A 17,261-nucleotide genomic window follows, 5' to 3' on the forward strand; every position below is an offset into this window, starting at 1 on the left:
TAGCCCTGCCCTACGCGCCGTTTTTCAGTGACTCAAGCTCTTCCCAGCGCGCAAAAGCGGTTTCCAGCTCCTGCTCAGCCTGAGCCAGATTATCCAGCACTGGTTGCGTCTGATCGTGTGCCTGACTGAAGAAGTCCGGGTGACTCATTTTCGCCTGCAGTTCACCGATGCGCGCTTCCAGCTGCTCCAGTTTTTGCGGCAGCTGTTCCAGCTCACGCGCCAGATTGTAGCTGAGCTTATTCACGCTACGCTTCGCTTCACTCTTTTCGGCGGTGGGCTTAGCGGTATTCGCTGTCGCTTTTGCCGGTGAAGCAGACCTGTGCTGCCGGTAAGCGGCACGCTGCTGCTGCGCATCGTGATAACCGCCAACAAAGGTACCAATTTCGCCGTTGCCTTCAAAAATCCAGCACTCGGTGACCGTATTGTCGACGAACTGACGATCGTGGCTCACCAGTAAGACAGTGCCCTGATAACCATCAATCAGCTCTTCCAGCAGCTCCAGCGTTTCGACATCGAGGTCGTTGGTCGGTTCATCGAGGATCATCAGGTTGCTGGGACGCAGGAACAGACGCGCCAGCAGCAGGCGGTTACGTTCCCCACCAGAGAGCGCGCGCACCGGCGTCATAGCCCGTTTCGGATGGAACAGGAAGTCCTGCAGATAACCCAGAACGTGACGCGGTTTGCCGTTGACCAGCACTTCCTGCTTGCCTTCGGCCAGATTGTCCATCACGGTGCGATCCGGATCCAGCTCCGCACGGTGCTGGTCAAAATAGGCCACTTCCAGCTTGGTGCCGGAATGCACGCGGCCATGATCGGCCTTAAGCTGTTGCAGCATCAGGCGCAGCAGTGTGGTTTTACCGCAACCATTTGGCCCAATCAAAGCAATCTTGTCGCCACGCTGTACCTGGGAAGAGAAATCCTTCACCAGCACTTTGCCATCGACCGCGTAATCGACATTTTCCAGTTCAAAGACAATTTTGCCCGAGCGGGAGGCTTCGCCCACCTGCATGTTAGCCTTGCCCATCACTTCGCGGCGTTCAGAACGCTCGCGACGCAGGGCTTTCAGCGCACGCACGCGACCTTCATTGCGGGTACGACGGGCTTTGATGCCCTGACGGATCCACACCTCTTCCTGCGCCAGCTTGCGGTCAAACTCCGCGTTCTGCATCTCTTCGACGCGCAGCGCTTCCTCTTTACCCGCCAGATACTGATCGTAGTTGCCCGGCCAGGAGACCAGTTTGCCGCGGTCAAGGTCGACGATCCGCGTCGCCATGTTGCGGATAAACGAACGGTCATGGGAGATAAAGACGATGCTGCCGCTGAAGTTCTTCAGGAAGGTTTCCAGCCAGTCGATGGTTTCAATATCGAGGTGGTTGGTGGGCTCATCCAGCATCAGAACGCGCGGATTGCTCACCAGCGCACGGCCCAGCGCCGCTTTACGCAGCCAGCCGCCGGAGAGCGATGAGAGCTCGGTATCGGGCTTCAGGCCAATCTGCTCGAGCACATCATGGATACGGCTTTCCAGCTGCCACAGATTCTGATGGTCGAGAATGCTCTGCAGACGCGCCATCTCATTGAGGTTTTTATCGCTGGGATCGTCCATCACCAGATGGGAAATGGCGTGATAGGCTTTCAGATGCTCAGCCTGCTCTTCAACGCCTTCAGCCACAAAGTCATAGACCGAACCGGTAATATTGCGTGGGGGGTCCTGCTGCAGACGCGCCACGACCAGATCGGTTTCATAAATAATGCGGCCATCATCCAGGGGCTGTTCGCCATTGATGATTTTCATCAGCGTGGATTTACCCGCACCGTTACGGCCTACCAGACAGACGCGTTCATTCTCTTCGATGTGCAGTTCGGTATTGTCTAACAGCGGCGCATCGCTGAAGGAAAGATAGGCACCGTGGATACTGATTAATGACATGTAATCTTATTCCTTACCGGCATGAGTGATCAGCCAGCAGTTGTGAATCTGACGGTTACGCGCAAAGTCCTGCGACTGCGTTTTCTGGGTAATATCCTGCGCCTGCAGGCCCAGTGTTTTCAGACCATCCATGTCCATTTTGAAACCACGTTTATTATTAGAGAACATGATGGTGCCGCCGCGACGCAGCATGCGCTTCAGATTACGCATCAGCATCATATGATCGCGCTGAACGTCAAAGCTCTCTTCCATACGTTTTGAGTTGGAGAAGGTTGGCGGATCGATAAAGATCAGGTCAAAATTCTCATCGCTCTCATTCAGCCAGCTCAGGCAGTCTGCCTGCATCAGACGGTGCTGACGCCCGGTCAGCCCATTGAGACGCAGGTTGCGCTCCGCCCATTCCAGATAGGTACGCGACATATCTACCGTGGTGGTTGAGCGCGCACCGCCCAGACCGGCGTGCACACTGGCGGTGGCGGTGTAGGCAAACAGGTTCAGGAAATCTTTGCCCTGACTCATCTGACCGAGCATTTTACGGGCAATGCGGTGATCGAGGAACAGGCCGGTGTCGAGATAGTCGGTCAGGTTCACCCAGAAATGCGCATTAAACTCTTTAACTTCAAAATAGTCGCCCTTCTCGCCGAGCTTCTGATACTGCGCTTTACCTTTCTGGCGCTCACGCGTTTTCATAATCAGGCGGTCAGCGGGCAGCTGCAGTACGCTCAGTGTTGCGCTGATCACATCGAACAGGCGCTGCCGCGCTTTATTTGGATCGATGGTCTTCGGTGGCGCATACTCCTGGATAATCACCCAGTCGCCATAGCGATCGACAGCAACGTTGTAGTCTGGCAGATCGGCATCGTAAATGCGGTAGCATTCAATGCCTTCCTGGCGTGCCCACTTCTCCAGCTTCTTCACATTTTTACGCAGACGGTTTGCGTAATCTTCCGCAATCTGTCCGGCGCTTTCATGGCTGTTAACCGCCAGCTGATAGTTTTTCTGCACGCAATCCAGCGGACCATTCTTCGCTTTAAACTGGCGATCGGCTCGCAGTTGCAGGCAGCTTAGCAGTTCAGGCGAGGCGCTGAACAGCGACAGGTTCCAGCCGCCAAAATGCTGCTTCATCAGACGTCCGAGCTGGCTGTGGAGCGCAATCAGGGCCGGTTCGCTCTCCAGACGTTCACCGTACGGCGGGTTACTCAGCACCGTACCGTAAACCGCCGGATCGAGCGGATTGGTCAACTGCAGCAGGTCCTGCTGCGCAAACGTAAAGAGTTCAAAGACACCAGCACGACGGGCATTCGCCTGCGCCCACTCCAGTACCCGACCATTGTTATCGTAGCCAAAGAAGCGCGCCTGAGTCGCGGCCGTGCCTGCGCGGGCACGGTTCTGCGCCTCGGTTTTCACGTCCTGCCACAGCGCAGCATCAAACTTGTTCCAGGCAGTGAAGCCCCAGTGCTTACGTAGCAGGCCCGGTGCCCGATCGCAGGCGATCAGCGCCGCTTCAATCAGCAGCGTACCCGAACCACACATCGGGTCGATCAGCGGCGTGGTCGGCTCCCAGCCTGAACGCAGCACAATCGCCGCCGCCAGGGTCTCTTTTAACGGAGCCTGACCCGTCTGCTGGCGATAACCGCGCTGATGCAGTGAGGTGCCGCTAAGATCCAGCGCAATGCTGGCGCGATCGTCATTCAGCCAGACGTTGACACGAATATCCGCCTGCTCACGATCGACATCAGGCCGCTCGAGATTCTGACGGGTAAAGCTGTCCACGATGGCATCTTTCACTTTCAGCGCGCCGAACTGGCTGTTACGAATCGAATCGTTGGTGCCGCTGAAATGCACGACAAAGGTTTTATCGCTGCCGAACATCGACGGCCAGTCCACGCTCTGTACACCCAGATAGAGATCGAGATCGCTGTAGACGCCAAATTCTCCCAGCGGCAACAGGATGCGTGATGCTAAACGGCTCCACATCAGGCTTTGGTACATGACGCGATCGTCGGCTTCGTAGTGAACGCCTCCCTGCACCACTTGCAAATCCTGCGCGCCCAGCGCGTCCAGCTCACTTTTTAACAGCTCTTCGAGCCCACGCGCCGTGCTGGCAAACAGAGAATTCATATCGTCACTTTTTAACTCTTGAGAAAATTGTCGCGCATTATAGCGAATCGGAGACCTATGTCATAAAGTTAGCTTCTTTTGTGTCGCGCGTCGGGTTCAAGGAGAACACCATGATCACGCTTTCCCGCTTATTTATTCATCCTGTGAAGTCAATGCGGGGATTAGCGTTGTCACATGCGCTGGTCACTGACAGCGGACTGGCGTTTGATCGTCTGTTTATGGTGACCGAACCTGATGGCACCTTTATTACTGCACGCCAGCACCCGGAGATGGTGCGCTTTACACCCGCGATCCTGCCGGATGGCCTGCTGCTGGTCGCGCCGGATGGCAGCCAGTCCCTGATCCGCTTCAGCGATTTTAGTGAGCAGGATCATCCCACCGAAGTCTGGGGCAACCACTTCACTGCGCGCATTGCGCCCGAAGCAGTTAATCAGTGGCTGAGCCAGTTCTTCCCGCGTGACGTTCAGCTGCGCTGGGTCGGGCCGCAACCGACTCGCCGGGTCAAAAAGTTTGATCATATTCCGCTGAGCTTTGCCGATGGCTTTCCGTTTTTGCTGATCAACAATGCTTCGCTGCACGATCTGCAACAGCGCTGCCCGGCCAGCGTCCGTGCCGAACAGTTTCGCCCGAATCTGATCGTCAGCGGTGCGGCCGCCTGGGATGAGGATAGCTGGGCAGAGATTCAGATTGGTGACGTCATTTTTGAGGCTCCCAAGCCCTGCAGTCGCTGTGTACTTACCACGGTCAGCACCGAGACCGGACTTAAGCATCCGACCGGTCATCCGCTGGCGACACTGCAGACTTTCCGCACCGCTCAGGATGGCAGTGGTGACATCGATTTCGGTCTGAACTTAGTGGCGCGTAACAGTGGTGTGGTGCGTGTGGGTGATGAAATGATCGTCCTGAAACGTCATGCGCCGCGCAGCTATGGTGCCGGCGAAGTGGTCGAAACGCTGAAACCACAGCAACAGATTCCGGATGCCGTGACCATCACGTTTCAGGGTCAGACCTTCACCGGAGATAATCAGCAGGTATTACTGGATCAGCTGGAGATGCAGGGTTTTCGCATCCCTTACTCCTGTCGGGCAGGTCTGTGTGGTAGCTGCAAGCTGAATCTGGTGACCGGTGAGGTAAAGGCGCTTAAACAGAGTGCCCTGCGTCAGGACGGCACACTCTTAAGCTGCAGCTGTATTCCGGCAGGTGATATAGAAGTGAAGTAATCAGACCGCGCGGGCGTAGTGCGCGACATCCTGGTACCAGGGTTGCAGGCGATCGTTCATCACCTTGATGGCATCGCCGAGAACCATATTTTTACCCGCCAGGGTTAATCCTGGCTGCGCCAGCAGGCAGAGTGCCGCATTATCACCGCTCTCAACCACCAGCAGACGTGCCTGTGTGCCCTCTTCGGCCAGCGTAACCTGCACCATCTCACCGGGACGGGGCTGCATTGCAGGGGCATAAGCGGCGAAATGCCAGCTTTTTGGCATCAGTGGTTTGAGGAAACGCGCGGCGACCAGCGCATTCAGCACCAGTTCAGCGCAATGGCTGCCACTGAGTTTGCACTGACGGCAGGTCTCTTCAAAGGTGTAATACAGAGCGGCGTCATCGACACAGAAACCCGACTCAGAGAACGCATCCGGCGTGAGCATTTTGCGGGAAAAGCGGGAACGAAAAAGCATCCCGTCAGCCAGGTCGAGCATCATTCGGTCATGGCTGCTATCAAAATACCAGCGCCAGTTATCATCGGGTTTAATTTTCATCGTGTGCCCTGTATTTACCGCTGCGCCAAAAATCGCGCAGAATTCAGCGAAAAAAGAAACATAAGGAAAAGCTGAAAAAGCGTGCAACAGGACAAAATATAAACGAGCCGAGGGGATAAATAAACCCCCCGGCCAATCATTGTGAGAATTGTCTTAGAGATGCGTGACGATATCTTTAATTAATCCTGGCCCCTGATAAATAAAGCCTGAATAAATCTGAACCAGCGTTGCGCCAGCGGCGATTTTTTCACGCGCAGCGGTCAGAGAATCGATGCCGCCAACGCCGATAATGGGAAGGCGTCCCTGCAGTTCCTGAGAGAGGCGCTGGATCACTGCCGTACTGCGCGACTGCACTGGCCGTCCACTTAATCCACCCGCTTCTTCTGCATGCTTAAGACCGCTTACCAGCGTACGATCGAGCGTTGTATTGCTGGCAATGACGCCATCAATCTGATGCCGAATCAAACTGTCCGCGACCTGAATTAACTCTTCCTCAGAGAGATCGGGCGCAATTTTTACGGCCAGCGGAACATATTTAAGATGACGCTTTTCAAGCTCTTTTTGTTTTTGTTTGATGGAAGAAAGCAAATCATCCAGCGCCTCGCCATATTGCAGTGAACGCAAACCTGGCGTGTTAGGCGACGAAATATTGATGGCGATATAGCCGGCATGGGCATAGACCTTTTCCATGCAGATCAGATAATCCTCTTTGCCCTGCTCAACCGGCGTATCTTTATTTTTACCGATATTGATCCCGAGCACGCCGTTAAAACGCGCTTTTTTCACATTCTCAACCAGGTGGTCAACGCCCAGATTATTAAATCCCATCCGGTTGATAATGCCGCCGGCTTCCACCAGACGAAACATCCGCGGCTTATCATTACCTGCCTGCGCGCGCGGCGTGACGGTGCCGACTTCAACAAAACCAAACCCCATCGCCGCAAACGCATCAATGCACTCTGCGTTCTTATCCAGACCCGCAGCCAGGCCCAGGGCATTTTTAAAGGTCAGTCCCATGCAGGTAACCGGACGCGACGGCAGATTCTGGCGATAAAACCGCTCCAGCGGCGTGCCGTTCATAAAACGCAGTTGCTGAAAGGTGAGTTCGTGCGCGCGTTCGGGGTCGAGTTTAAACAGCGCCGGTCGGACGATAGGATAAAACATGCACTCTCCTGAAGGACGGAAGCAATCGTGAAAGTCGGTGCACGGGAAAATGTGCGCCAGAATGGTAAAGTGCTCTGGCGCAAAAGTAAATCGAAGGGCGGGGATGCAGAAAACTATATGAACATGCTTTGATCTTAAACGGCGGAATCGTTTACGGGCTGGTTTTTCACTTCGGAAGGAAACAGATACTCCCGCAGAATACCGTGACGTTGCATGATGCCAAAGATACCAAGACAGACAAACGCTTCAGCCCCCACCATCGACCATGCGGCACCGATAGCACCAAACTTCCACGCCAGGAAACAGCATAGCGGCACGTTTATCACGCCAGCGGCCATCATGACCCACATACGCTGACGCGCCAGACCATGTGGGATCAGAATCTGCAATCCAGCCGGATAAGCAATGTTGCCGAACAGGAAGCAGAGCACGAAGACGCGCAGCACATCCGCCGACGGAATAAAGTCTTTACCCAGTAAAATAGAGACCACCAGGTCAGCAAAGAACCAGGTAAAGATCACAATCGACAGACTCAGGGAGAACGACAGCAGCAGGCTTTTGCGCGTCGCCGCAATGGCGGCACGTTTATCCCGGCCAAACAGGTGGCTGACGCGCGGGAAGAAAGCACTGCCGATCTGCTCGGGTACAGAGTTAGCTGCTTTACGCAGACGATCTGCACCGTTGTAGATACCGACCATATAGGTAGAGGTAAAGGACGCCAGGATCACCACGTTGACGCTGTTAAACAGATTGGCACCCGCGATAGCAATAAACACATCCATACTGTCTGTGATGCGCTGTTTGATTTCGCGCGGTTCAAAGCGGTAACGGCCAATGACCTTCATCTCCAGCACAAACTTCAGCGTAATCGCTGCACTGATGATGGAGACCGTGCCAGGGATCAGCGCCGCCAGCCAGGTATCCTGCGGGGACTTCACCAGCAAAAAGGTCAGCGGAATGGCACAGAAGTTACCGAAGGTGGCAATCATCGCCGTTTTACCCAGCTTCTCAAAACCCTGCATCAGCCAGCCGAATGAAAACAGCGAGCCTATCAGCGTGGTGCAGTTTGCCAGAATGATAAAAAACAGCGGATGCCAGGCGGGATTAAACCAGGTCGCCGTCAGTAACGTGCCACTGGTTACCACCAGCAGCATCAGCTTGGCGTTAAAGGTTGACCAGAAGAGCTGACTGACGCGTTCCTTGTCATCACGATGGTGAGCAATGTCTTTAGTAGTAAAGACGTTGAATCCCCAGTCAGAGATGGTGCTGCAATAGAGCACGCAGGCGATGGCCAGCGCCAGCGTACCCATCTGCTCTACGCCCAGAACGCGGGCAAGATAGGGCAGCGTGGCCAGCGGAAACAAAAATGATGCGCCGCGGTAGGCCAGCAGCGAGAAAATATTAATAACCAGACTTTTATCAAGTACTTTTGCCATGACGCAACAACCTTATACACATTGCATGTCTCACCTTCTCATTTCGCTAAGGCATAAACAATATCGCTTCACATTTTTCAGAATCAGGCGGCGCCCCTGAGTTCTTTTTTAACCTTGTAATGCTGCAATGCAATAAACAGCTCCGGTCGGTTGAACAATAGCCACTCTTTAATATTTTCTGTTTTAACGTTACGTCCCATAAAGCGGATAGCGTTAATGACATATTCCGGAACAGGAGTTCCATTATAAAGTGATAAATAGATCATCAGGCGAAAAGATTGCAATAAATATGCTTTCTCCAGCGAATTACGCCAGTCTGATTTAGGTAACGAACTGACTAGCGTGTTGTAAGCGTGCATAAAGGCATCATAACGCTGATAGAAAAACTCATTTCCTTTGGTACTGTTAGTCAGTGAACCGCTGCGGATTCGCTGTTTATAATAAACCTGGCGACTTACCCAGGCGTGCTGACACTTCATAAAGACGGAAAGCGTAAAATTGTGGTCTTCATGAACGCGACGTACAAAGCGTAATTTGTGCTGTTCAATCACGCTTTTCCGCAGTACATAATTCCAGACGGCAGAGGTATAGCGCCCATTACGTAACAGGCGCAAAAAGACTTCCTGCGGTTTTTGCTGGCCAAAGTGATCATGTCTGACTTTGGGTGAGGTCACATCAATGTGGCCATCTTCATAGACGCAGGAGTTAAAGCAGAAGAGATCAGTTTCCGGATGCTTTTCCGCCACCATGGCCAGCTCAGTCACCAGCCCATCCACTACCACATCATCCGGATCACAGAAGAAGATAAACTGTCCCTGTGCCAGTGCGATGCCGGTATCACGCGCATTACCGAGACCGCCATTTTCAATGGTAATTACTTTTACCTGAGAAAGATGCGTATAATTCTGTTCAATTAAGGCTAATGTTCCGTCGGTGGATCCATCATTCACAATAATTATTTCATTGGGCGCTTTAACCTGACGTAATAATGAATCGACGCACTCCACAATATATTTCTCTACATTGTAGGTTGGAATAATAACTGATAACAGGATGTCAGACATATGCAATTCTCTGCTGTTAGAAAATGACATTACGATTCACCTGCCAGATGCAGGGACTGACCAGAGGCGAAACGTCGAAAAAGAGTAATACGCTACTATTATGATGGCTTTGATTGAGCCTGATTATCTTAAACCGGTTATGCGAAAAAAGACCAGTCGTAAAAATTATCTTAACGTTTCACCTGATTATCACTGTTAAAAAAAGTGCATCTATCGCCCGCGTTAATGTTAAAACCGTTGAGGAACGATTTAAATTATCCCCATCAGGCAGGCGTAACCAGAATCATGAATATGTAAGCGAACATCTGAAACCGTGAATAACTTCAGCATTCCTTCATTTTTATTACAGTTTACGCTCTGCAATTAATCCTAATGTCGTGCTGGAACATGGCTGAAATACGCTGATGTCAGGCTGCTTTACCTTCCGGTTTCGGGCTGCCGCTGTGCTTGAACATGGTTTCAGCCACAAGCAGAATGGTTAAGCAATCAGAAGAAAGATAATTTTTTCCGCCATGCGTCTTCTTTTACCCCTCTTGCATCACTGCTCTTAATGAATGGTTTCGCTGCTCGCCTTTATTTTAAGAATTTTCGGAAGCGATATTTTTATTATCTGCCACCAGCATGTCTATTTGCAGTTTTCACCCTTGCTTTGCCGGATAAATCATTTAAGCCCACTCCCCTGCTCTGACAGTATGAAGGCATAAGTTCTCAACATTTGATAATCAATAACTTTTAGTTATAAGGAGTGATGATGCGAGTTATTACGCTGGCAGGCAGCCCACGATTTCCCTCCCGCTCAACCTCATTACTGACGTTGTGTCAGCACAAGCTAGAGGCACGTGGCATTGAAGTCATTCCCTGGAATATTCACAACTTTCAGCCTGACGATCTGATTAACGCGCGCTTTGATGCGCCCGCGCTGCTGGCCCTGCGTGACGATCTGGCCTCGGCTGATGGCCTGATTGTGGCAACGCCGATTTATAAAGCGTCGTTTTCGGGCGCGCTGAAGACTTTGCTCGACCTGCTGCCTGAGCGCGCACTGGAGCACAAAGTTGTATTGCCACTCGCCAGCGGTGGCAGTGTCGGTCATATGCTGGCGCTGGACTACGCGCTGAAGCCGGTTCTTAACGCTTTAAAAGCACAGGAAATTCTGCATGGGGTCTACGCCGAAGACAGCCAGGTCACGCATTACGATCGTCAGCCTGTACTGGAAGATTCACTGGCAGAGCGTCTTGACGAAGCCGTCTCCGCTTTCTGGCTGGCGCTGACCCGTCATCACCATCCCGTTGCGCAGGCAGTATAAGGAAGCGATTGATGAAGCAGAGATTAGGAAAGTGGCTGGTGGCAGGACTGTTACTGGCTGGCCTTCAGGTACAGGCCGCCGAATCGGATCCGGCTCAGATTCGCATCGGCTATCAGAAAGGTTCAGTCAGCATGGTGCTGGCGAAGTCACATCAGTTGCTGGAGAAGCGTTTTCCCCATACTCAGATTAAGTGGATCGAGTTCCCGGCTGGTCCGCAAATGCTGGAAGCGCTGAACATCAACAGCATTGACCTCGGCAGCACGGGTGACCTTCCGCCACTGTTTGCCCAGGCCGCAGGCGCAGATCTGCTCTATGTCGGTTCAGAGCCGCCTAAACCGAAATCAGAAGTGATTCTGGTGCCGAAAAACAGCGCGCTGAAACAGGTTGCCGATCTGAAAGGCAAAAAAGTCGCTTTTCAGAAAGGTTCCAGCTCACACAACTTACTGCTGCGCGCCTTACAGCAGGCGGGCCTCACCTTCAAAGACATCACACCCGTCTATCTGACGCCCGCCGATGCGCGCGCCGCCTTCCAGCAGGGTGATGTGGATGCCTGGGCAATCTGGGATCCCTACTACTCTTCGGTGCTGCTGCAGGGTAATTCGCGCCTGCTGATTGATGGCAGCTCACTGAATCTGACCGGTTCCTTCTATCTGGCAACGCGCAGCTATGCCGAAGCCCACGGCGCGTTTATCCAGCAGGTGCTCGACACCTTCAGCAGTGCCGACGCGCTGACGATCAGCCAGCCTCAGCAGAGCACTACGCTTCTGGCGCAGGCGATGGGCCTGCCTGAACCGGTTATTGCCAGCTATCTCAGCCATCGTCCACCTACCCGGATTTCGCCGGTCAGTGCTGAAACCGCAGCCGCCCAGCAGCGTACCGCTGACCTGTTTTATGCCAATCATCTGTTGCCAGTCAAAGTGACGATCCAGGATCGCATCTGGCAACCGCATACCGTAACGCAGTAAGGAGCAATAATGAGCGTATCCATTTTCTGGTTCCTGCCGACGCATGGCGACAGCCACTATCTTGGTACCGCGGAAGGCGCGCGCCCGGTTGATCACGCCTATTTACAACAGGTGGCGCAGGCTGCTGACCGTCTCGGCTTTGGCGGGGTGCTGATCCCGACCGGCCGCTCCTGCGAAGACGCCTGGCTGGTTGCCGCCTCCCTGATTCCGGTGACGCAGCGCCTGCGTTTCCTGGTCGCACTGCGGCCCGGCGTCATTTCACCGACTCAGGCCGCGCGTCAGGCTGCCACCCTGGATCGCCTCTCCAACGGCCGTGCCCTGTTCAATCTGGTAACCGGCGGCGATCCGGAAGAGCTGGCGGGTGACGGCGTTTTCCTGGATCACCGTGAGCGATACGCAGAATCCGCTGAGTTCACCCGCGTCTGGCGTCGCGTGCTGGAAGGCGAAACCGTCGATTACGAAGGTAAGCACGTAAAGGTTCGCGGCGCACGTCTGATGTTTAAACCGGTACAGCAGCCTCGCCCACCACTCTGGTTTGGTGGCTCTTCTGAACCGGCTCAGGAACTGGCGGCCGAACAGGTCGATGTTTACCTTACCTGGGGCGAACCGCCTGCTCAGGTTCGGGAGAAGATTGAACAGGTACGCGCGAAAGCGGCCGCGCAGGGACGTACGGTGCGGTTTGGTATCCGCCTGCATGTGATTGTGCGCGAAACGAATGAAGAAGCCTGGCAGGCCGCCGACCGGCTGATTGCCAATGTCGATGACGCCACTATTGCGAAGGCACAGGCAGCGTTCCAGCGGGCCGATTCTGTGGGTCAGCGCCGGATGGCCGCGCTGCACGGTGGTCGCCGCGACAAACTCGAAATTAGCCCGAATCTGTGGGCAGGAGTGGGTCTGGTACGCAGCGGAGCCGGTACAGCGCTGGTCGGTGATGGCCCGACCGTTGCCGCACGCATCAAAGAGTATGAAGCACTGGGCATCGAGACCTTTATTTTGTCAGGTTATCCGCATCTGGAAGAGGCTTATCGCGTTGGCGAACTGCTGTTCCCGCATCTTGATCTGCAGATTCCATTGGTGCCACAACCGCGCGTCGTTCAGGCGCACGGAGAAGCGGTAGCCAACGATTTTACCCCTGAGAAAAAAGTCGCCCGGGGCTGAGGAGAGCATGATGGCCAGAACCCGAAAACGCCTTGCTGATACGCTGGTGCCGTGGCTATTGCCGACGCTGCTTGTTGTGGTGTGGCAGATTGCTTCGCAAACCGGCTGGTTATCGAACCGTATTCTGCCCGCGCCGGAGAAAATTGTGACCACTTTCTGGCAGCTGTCTGCCAGCGGTGAACTCTGGCAGCATCTGGTGATAAGCAGCTGGCGTGCACTGATCGGCTTCAGTATTGGCGGTTCTATCGGCCTGGTACTTGGGCTGATCACCGGCACCTCAAAAACTGGTGAACGCCTGCTGGATACGTCGGTACAGATGCTGCGCAACGTGCCACATCTGGCGCTGATCCCGCTGGTGATCCTCTGGTTCGGAATCGACGAGTCCGCCAAAATCTTTCTGGTGGCGCTGGGCACGCTGTTCCCGATCTACCTGAATACCTATCACGGCATCCGCAATATTGATCGCGGGCTGGTTGAGATGGCGCGCAGCTATGGCCTCTCCGGCTGGAGCCTGTTTATCCAGGTGATCCTGCCCGGCGCACTGCCGAATATTATGGTCGGCGTGCGTTTCGCGCTCGGTCTGATGTGGCTGACGCTGATTGTCGCTGAAACCATCTCCGCCAACGCGGGCATTGGCTATCTGGCAATGAACGCGCGTGAATTCCTGCAGACCGATGTGGTGGTGGTCGCCATCATTCTCTATGCCCTGCTCGGCAAACTGGCGGATGTCGCCGCGTTATTACTGGAACGCGTCTGGCTGCGCTGGCACCCCGCTTACCAACTGAAGGAGGAGAACGCATGAGCCAGACTTTCTCACCAGCACGCCTTAACACCGGCACACCGGTTGGCGTTAATGGCGTCAGCAAACAGTATGGCAGTCGTACCATTCTCAATAAGATCGACCTGCACATTCCTTCAGGTCAGTTTGTGGCGGTAGTGGGTCGCAGCGGCTGCGGTAAAAGCACCCTGCTTCGCCTGCTGGCCGGACTTGAACAAAGCTCCAGCGGTGAACTGCTGGCAGGCAATGCGCCACTGCAGTCGGCGCGCGACGATACCCGCCTGATGTTTCAGGATGCGCGACTGCTGCCGTGGAAAAAAGTGATCGATAACGTCGGGCTGGGCCTGCGCGGACGCGAATGGCGCAGTGCCGCGATGGATGCCCTGACGGCGGTGGGACTGGCCGATCGCGCCAATGAGTGGCCGGCTGCACTTTCTGGTGGGCAAAAACAGCGTGTGGCGCTGGCCCGAGCGCTGATTCATCGGCCCGGCTTACTGCTGCTGGATGAACCCCTGGGGGCGCTGGATGCCCTGACTCGTATTGAAATGCAGGGATTGATTGAGTCACTGTGGCAGCAACATCACTTCACCGTTCTGCTGGTCACGCATGATGTCAGTGAAGCGGTCGTGATGGCGGATCGCGTGTTGTTGATCGAAGAGGGTGAGATCGGTCTGGATCTGCAGGTGGATCTGCCGCGTCCGCGGCGTCGGGGATCGGCGCGGCTGGCCGAGCTGGAAGCGGAGGTGCTGGATCGGGTGATGCAGCGTACGGAACGACCGCAGCCGGTACGTTACGCGCAGCAGCGCTGAAAAAGGGAGCGTCTCAGACGCTCCCTTTTGTATTATCAGGCGTTCAGTGCCCGGGTAATTTTTTCGTAGAGATCGCCAGAGAGTTTATCCAGCTCCAGCAGCTGCTCCAGCGCCTGACGCATCATCGCCTGACGGCCTTCGTCATAACGTTTCAGACGAATCAGCGGCTCCACCATTCGTGCCGCAACCTGCGGATTGCGGGTGTTCAGATCGGTGAGCATCTCCACCAGGAACTTGTAGCCGCTGCCATCTTTAGCATGGAACGCGGCCGGGTTAGCCGAGGCAAAAGCCCCCACCAGCGAGCGAACGCGGTTTGGATTGCTCATAGTGAAGGAGCGATGATTCAGCAGCTGACGCACGTTGCGCATCACGTTAGCAGCCGGACTGGTCGCCTGCAGCACAAACCATTTGTCCATCACCAGACCATCCTGATGCCAGCGCTCATCGTAAGCCGCCAGCAGCGCATCACGGCACGGTAATTGAGCCGCCACAGCAGCGGAAAGCGCCGCGAGTGCATCGGTCATGTTGGTCGCCTGGTGATACTGCGTCTGCACCAGTTTGTCCGCCAGCTGTGCGTCGCTGAAGGCAAGATAGGTCAGGCAGATATTTTTCAGGCTGCGCTGACCAATCGCGTCATGCTCCACACGGTATTCAGGCTGCTGATTGGCGTTGTAGATCGCAAAGAACTCATCGGCCAGCTCGCGTGCCAGTGTGCGTTGCAGGGCGTCACGTACCAGCGCAATCGCCTGCGGATCGATAGTATCGAACAGCTCGGCAATCTCATTTTCTGACGGCAGCGTCAGGATCAACGCGGTCAGGGCCGGGTCACAATCGGTATCGAGCAGCACCGCGCGGAAAGCATCGGCAACATGCAGCGGCAGTGACAGATGCTGGCCCTGCTGATAGCGGGCAACGTTCAGGCGGATGTAGGTCGCCAGCAGGCTCTGAGCCGCATCCCAGCGGGAGAAGTCGTTGCGTGCATGACGCATCAGGAAAGTGAGCTGAGCATCACTCCATTTGTAGTCGAGCTTCACCGGCGCAGAGAATTCACGCAACAGCGACGGCACCGGCTGGAAGTAGACGTTATCGAAAATAAAAGTCTGGAACTCTTCGGTAACATTCAGTACATGATGCACCGGATGGCCGTTATTCTGCAGCGGGATCACCTTGCCTTCACCGTCATACAGCTCAATATCCAGCGGGATATGCAGCGGCAGTTTCTCTTTCTGATCGGCAGTGGCTGGCGTGTGCTGCGTAACGTGCAGCGTATACTGTTCAAGCTCCGGATTGTAATCATCGCGCACCGTCAGTACCGGCGTACCGGACTGGCTGTACCAGCGGCGGAACTGCGACAGATCGACATTTGAGGCATCTTCCATCGCCTGAACAAAGTCATCACAGGTGGCGGCGCTGCCGTCGTGACGATCAAAATAGAGCTTCATGCCCTTCTGGAAGTTCTCTTCTCCCAGCAGGGTGTGCATCATACGGATGACTTCAGACCCTTTTTCATACACCGTCAGGGTGTAGAAGTTGTTCATTTCGATAACCTGATCCGGGCGGATCGGGTGTGCCATCGGGCTGGCATCTTCGGCGAACTGCGCGCCGCGCACAATACGCACATTATCGATGCGGTTTACCGCACGTGAACCCAGATCGGAGCTGAACTCCTGATCGCGGAACACCGTCAGTCCCTCTTTCAGGCTGAGCTGGAACCAGTCGCGGCAGGTCACACGGTTACCGGTCCAGTTGTGGAAATATTCGTGACCGATAACCGCCTCAATGCCGAGGTAATCTTTGTCGGTCGCCGTTTCCGCTTTCGCCAGCACATATTTGGCATTGAAAACGTTCAGACCTTTGTTCTCCATGGCCCCCATGTTGAAGAAGTCCACTGCGACGATCATAAAGATGTCGAGGTCATACTCCAGGCCGAAACGCTCTTCATCCCACTTCATGCTGTTTTTCAGCGACGTCATCGCCCAGTCGGCACGGTCAAGATTCCCGCGATCAACGAAGATCTCCAGCGCCACATCACGTCCTGAACGGGTGGTGAAGCTGTCGCGCAGCACGTCGAAATCGCCCGCCACCAGCGCAAACAGGTAGCACGGTTTCGGGAACGGATCTTCCCACTTGACCCAGCTGCGGCCCTGCTCATCCCGGCCGCTGTCGATGCGGTTACCGTTGGAAAGCAGGAACGGATAACGCTCACCGTCGGCGTAAATCGTGGTGGTAAAACGTGCCAGCACATCAGGACGATCGAGATACCAGGTAATATGACGGAAGCCTTCAGCCTCACATTGGGTGCAGAGCGCCTCGCCCGATTTGTACAGCCCTTCCAGCGCGGTGTTCTGATCCGGATGAATATCATTGATGATTTTCAGGGTAAAGCTGTCCGGCAGCTGGCTGATGACCAGTGCGCCCTCTTCTTCACGAAAGGCCGTCCAGGGTTGCCCGTCGACCTCCAGCGCAATCAGCGTTAACGCTTCGCCGTCGAGTCGCAGCTCAGCCTGGCTGTCGCCCACGCGTTTAACCTGGCTGATGGCCGTTACACGGGTCGTCGACGCATCCAGTTCAAAAGTTAAATCGATATCGGTAATGGTGTAATCGGGCGCACGATAGTCGTGGCGATACTTGATTTGGGGCTGTTGCGTCATATTGCGTCTCGCGTTGTTATAAGTTTACCGGCAAAGTCTAAGCTTGTTACTACAAGCTTGCCACGCACAATGCACCTAAAGGGTGAAATGGCTACACTTTGTTAACAAAGGCACAGATTGGCCTC

The 17,261-nt window shown here is 54.6% G+C and carries 13 protein-coding genes; 6 read left to right on the forward strand and 7 right to left on the reverse strand.

The genetic code is table 11. The annotated features are described in order from the left end of the window. Window positions 1-10: 10 nt before the first annotated feature. Entirely contained in the window at window positions 11-1,927 is a 1,917-nt protein-coding gene (locus F3I20_RS04355; protein ID WP_150009861.1) for an ABC transporter ATP-binding protein, read from the reverse strand. A gap of 6 nt (window positions 1,928-1,933) precedes the next feature. Then, window positions 1,934-4,048 carry a bifunctional 23S rRNA (guanine(2069)-N(7))-methyltransferase RlmK/23S rRNA (guanine(2445)-N(2))-methyltransferase RlmL gene (gene rlmKL, locus F3I20_RS04360; RefSeq protein WP_150059908.1) on the reverse strand — a complete coding sequence of 705 codons (2,115 nt, stop codon included), beginning with the start codon at window positions 4,046-4,048 and terminating at the stop codon, window positions 1,934-1,936. A 110-nt stretch (window positions 4,049-4,158) separates the two neighbouring features. On the opposite strand from rlmKL, the gene F3I20_RS04365 reads away from it, so the two are divergent. Further along, window positions 4,159-5,268 (forward strand): YcbX family protein, encoded by a 1,110-nt coding sequence (locus F3I20_RS04365; RefSeq protein ID WP_150037723.1) that lies wholly within the window; start codon window positions 4,159-4,161, stop codon window positions 5,266-5,268. On the opposite strand, the gene F3I20_RS04370 is transcribed toward F3I20_RS04365, so the two are convergent. From F3I20_RS04370 to F3I20_RS04385, 4 genes are all read right to left on the reverse strand, one after another. After that, a complete protein-coding gene (locus F3I20_RS04370; protein WP_150009867.1) occupies window positions 5,269-5,808 on the reverse strand; it encodes a cell division protein ZapC in 540 nt (179 codons plus the stop codon). It lies immediately after the preceding gene. Window positions 5,809-5,961: 153 nt separating this feature from the next. Beyond that, window positions 5,962-6,972, reverse strand: a complete 1,011-nt coding sequence (pyrD, locus tag F3I20_RS04375; RefSeq protein ID WP_150009869.1) for a quinone-dependent dihydroorotate dehydrogenase — start codon at window positions 6,970-6,972, stop codon at window positions 5,962-5,964. A gap of 134 nt (window positions 6,973-7,106) precedes the next feature. After that, window positions 7,107-8,408, reverse strand: coding sequence for a flippase (locus F3I20_RS04380; protein WP_013357342.1), 1,302 nt, complete (start codon window positions 8,406-8,408; stop codon window positions 7,107-7,109). Window positions 8,409-8,491: 83 nt separating this feature from the next. Then, entirely contained in the window at window positions 8,492-9,472 is a 981-nt protein-coding gene (locus tag F3I20_RS04385) for a glycosyltransferase family 2 protein (protein ID WP_150009941.1), read from the reverse strand. Between the two features lie 751 nt (window positions 9,473-10,223). On the opposite strand from F3I20_RS04385, the gene ssuE reads away from it, so the two are divergent. The 5 genes from ssuE to ssuB are packed head-to-tail and all read left to right on the forward strand — an operon-like array spanning window position 10,224 to window position 14,485. Beyond that, window positions 10,224-10,775, forward strand: a complete 552-nt coding sequence (gene ssuE, locus F3I20_RS04390; protein WP_013357340.1) for an NADPH-dependent FMN reductase — start codon at window positions 10,224-10,226, stop codon at window positions 10,773-10,775. Window positions 10,776-10,786: 11 nt separating this feature from the next. Further along, window positions 10,787-11,740: a sulfonate ABC transporter substrate-binding protein gene (locus F3I20_RS04395; RefSeq protein ID WP_150009871.1), complete on the forward strand. Its 954-nt coding sequence runs from the start codon at window positions 10,787-10,789 to the stop codon at window positions 11,738-11,740. A gap of 9 nt (window positions 11,741-11,749) precedes the next feature. After that, window positions 11,750-12,898, forward strand: a complete 1,149-nt coding sequence (gene ssuD / locus F3I20_RS04400) for an FMNH2-dependent alkanesulfonate monooxygenase (RefSeq protein ID WP_150037722.1) — start codon at window positions 11,750-11,752, stop codon at window positions 12,896-12,898. 10 nt (window positions 12,899-12,908) lie between these two features. After that, the gene (gene ssuC, locus F3I20_RS04405; RefSeq protein ID WP_150009943.1) at window positions 12,909-13,700 is read left to right on the forward strand and encodes an aliphatic sulfonate ABC transporter permease SsuC; all 792 of its coding nucleotides are present in this window, start codon (window positions 12,909-12,911) and stop codon (window positions 13,698-13,700) included. Continuing rightward, a complete protein-coding gene (gene ssuB / locus F3I20_RS04410; RefSeq protein WP_150009873.1) occupies window positions 13,697-14,485 on the forward strand; it encodes an aliphatic sulfonates ABC transporter ATP-binding protein in 789 nt (262 codons plus the stop codon). The genes ssuC and ssuB overlap by 4 nt, the downstream gene beginning before the upstream one ends. A 35-nt stretch (window positions 14,486-14,520) precedes the next feature. On the opposite strand, the gene pepN is transcribed toward ssuB, so the two are convergent. Beyond that, on the reverse strand, window positions 14,521-17,136 hold the full coding sequence (pepN, locus tag F3I20_RS04415; RefSeq protein ID WP_150009875.1) for an aminopeptidase N: 2,616 nt from the start codon (window positions 17,134-17,136) through the stop codon (window positions 14,521-14,523). Window positions 17,137-17,261: the final 125 nt, after the last annotated feature.

The sequence above is a fragment of the Candidatus Pantoea gossypiicola genome, assembly GCF_008632075.1.
GTDB classification, from domain to species: domain Bacteria; phylum Pseudomonadota; class Gammaproteobacteria; order Enterobacterales; family Enterobacteriaceae; genus Pantoea; species Pantoea gossypiicola.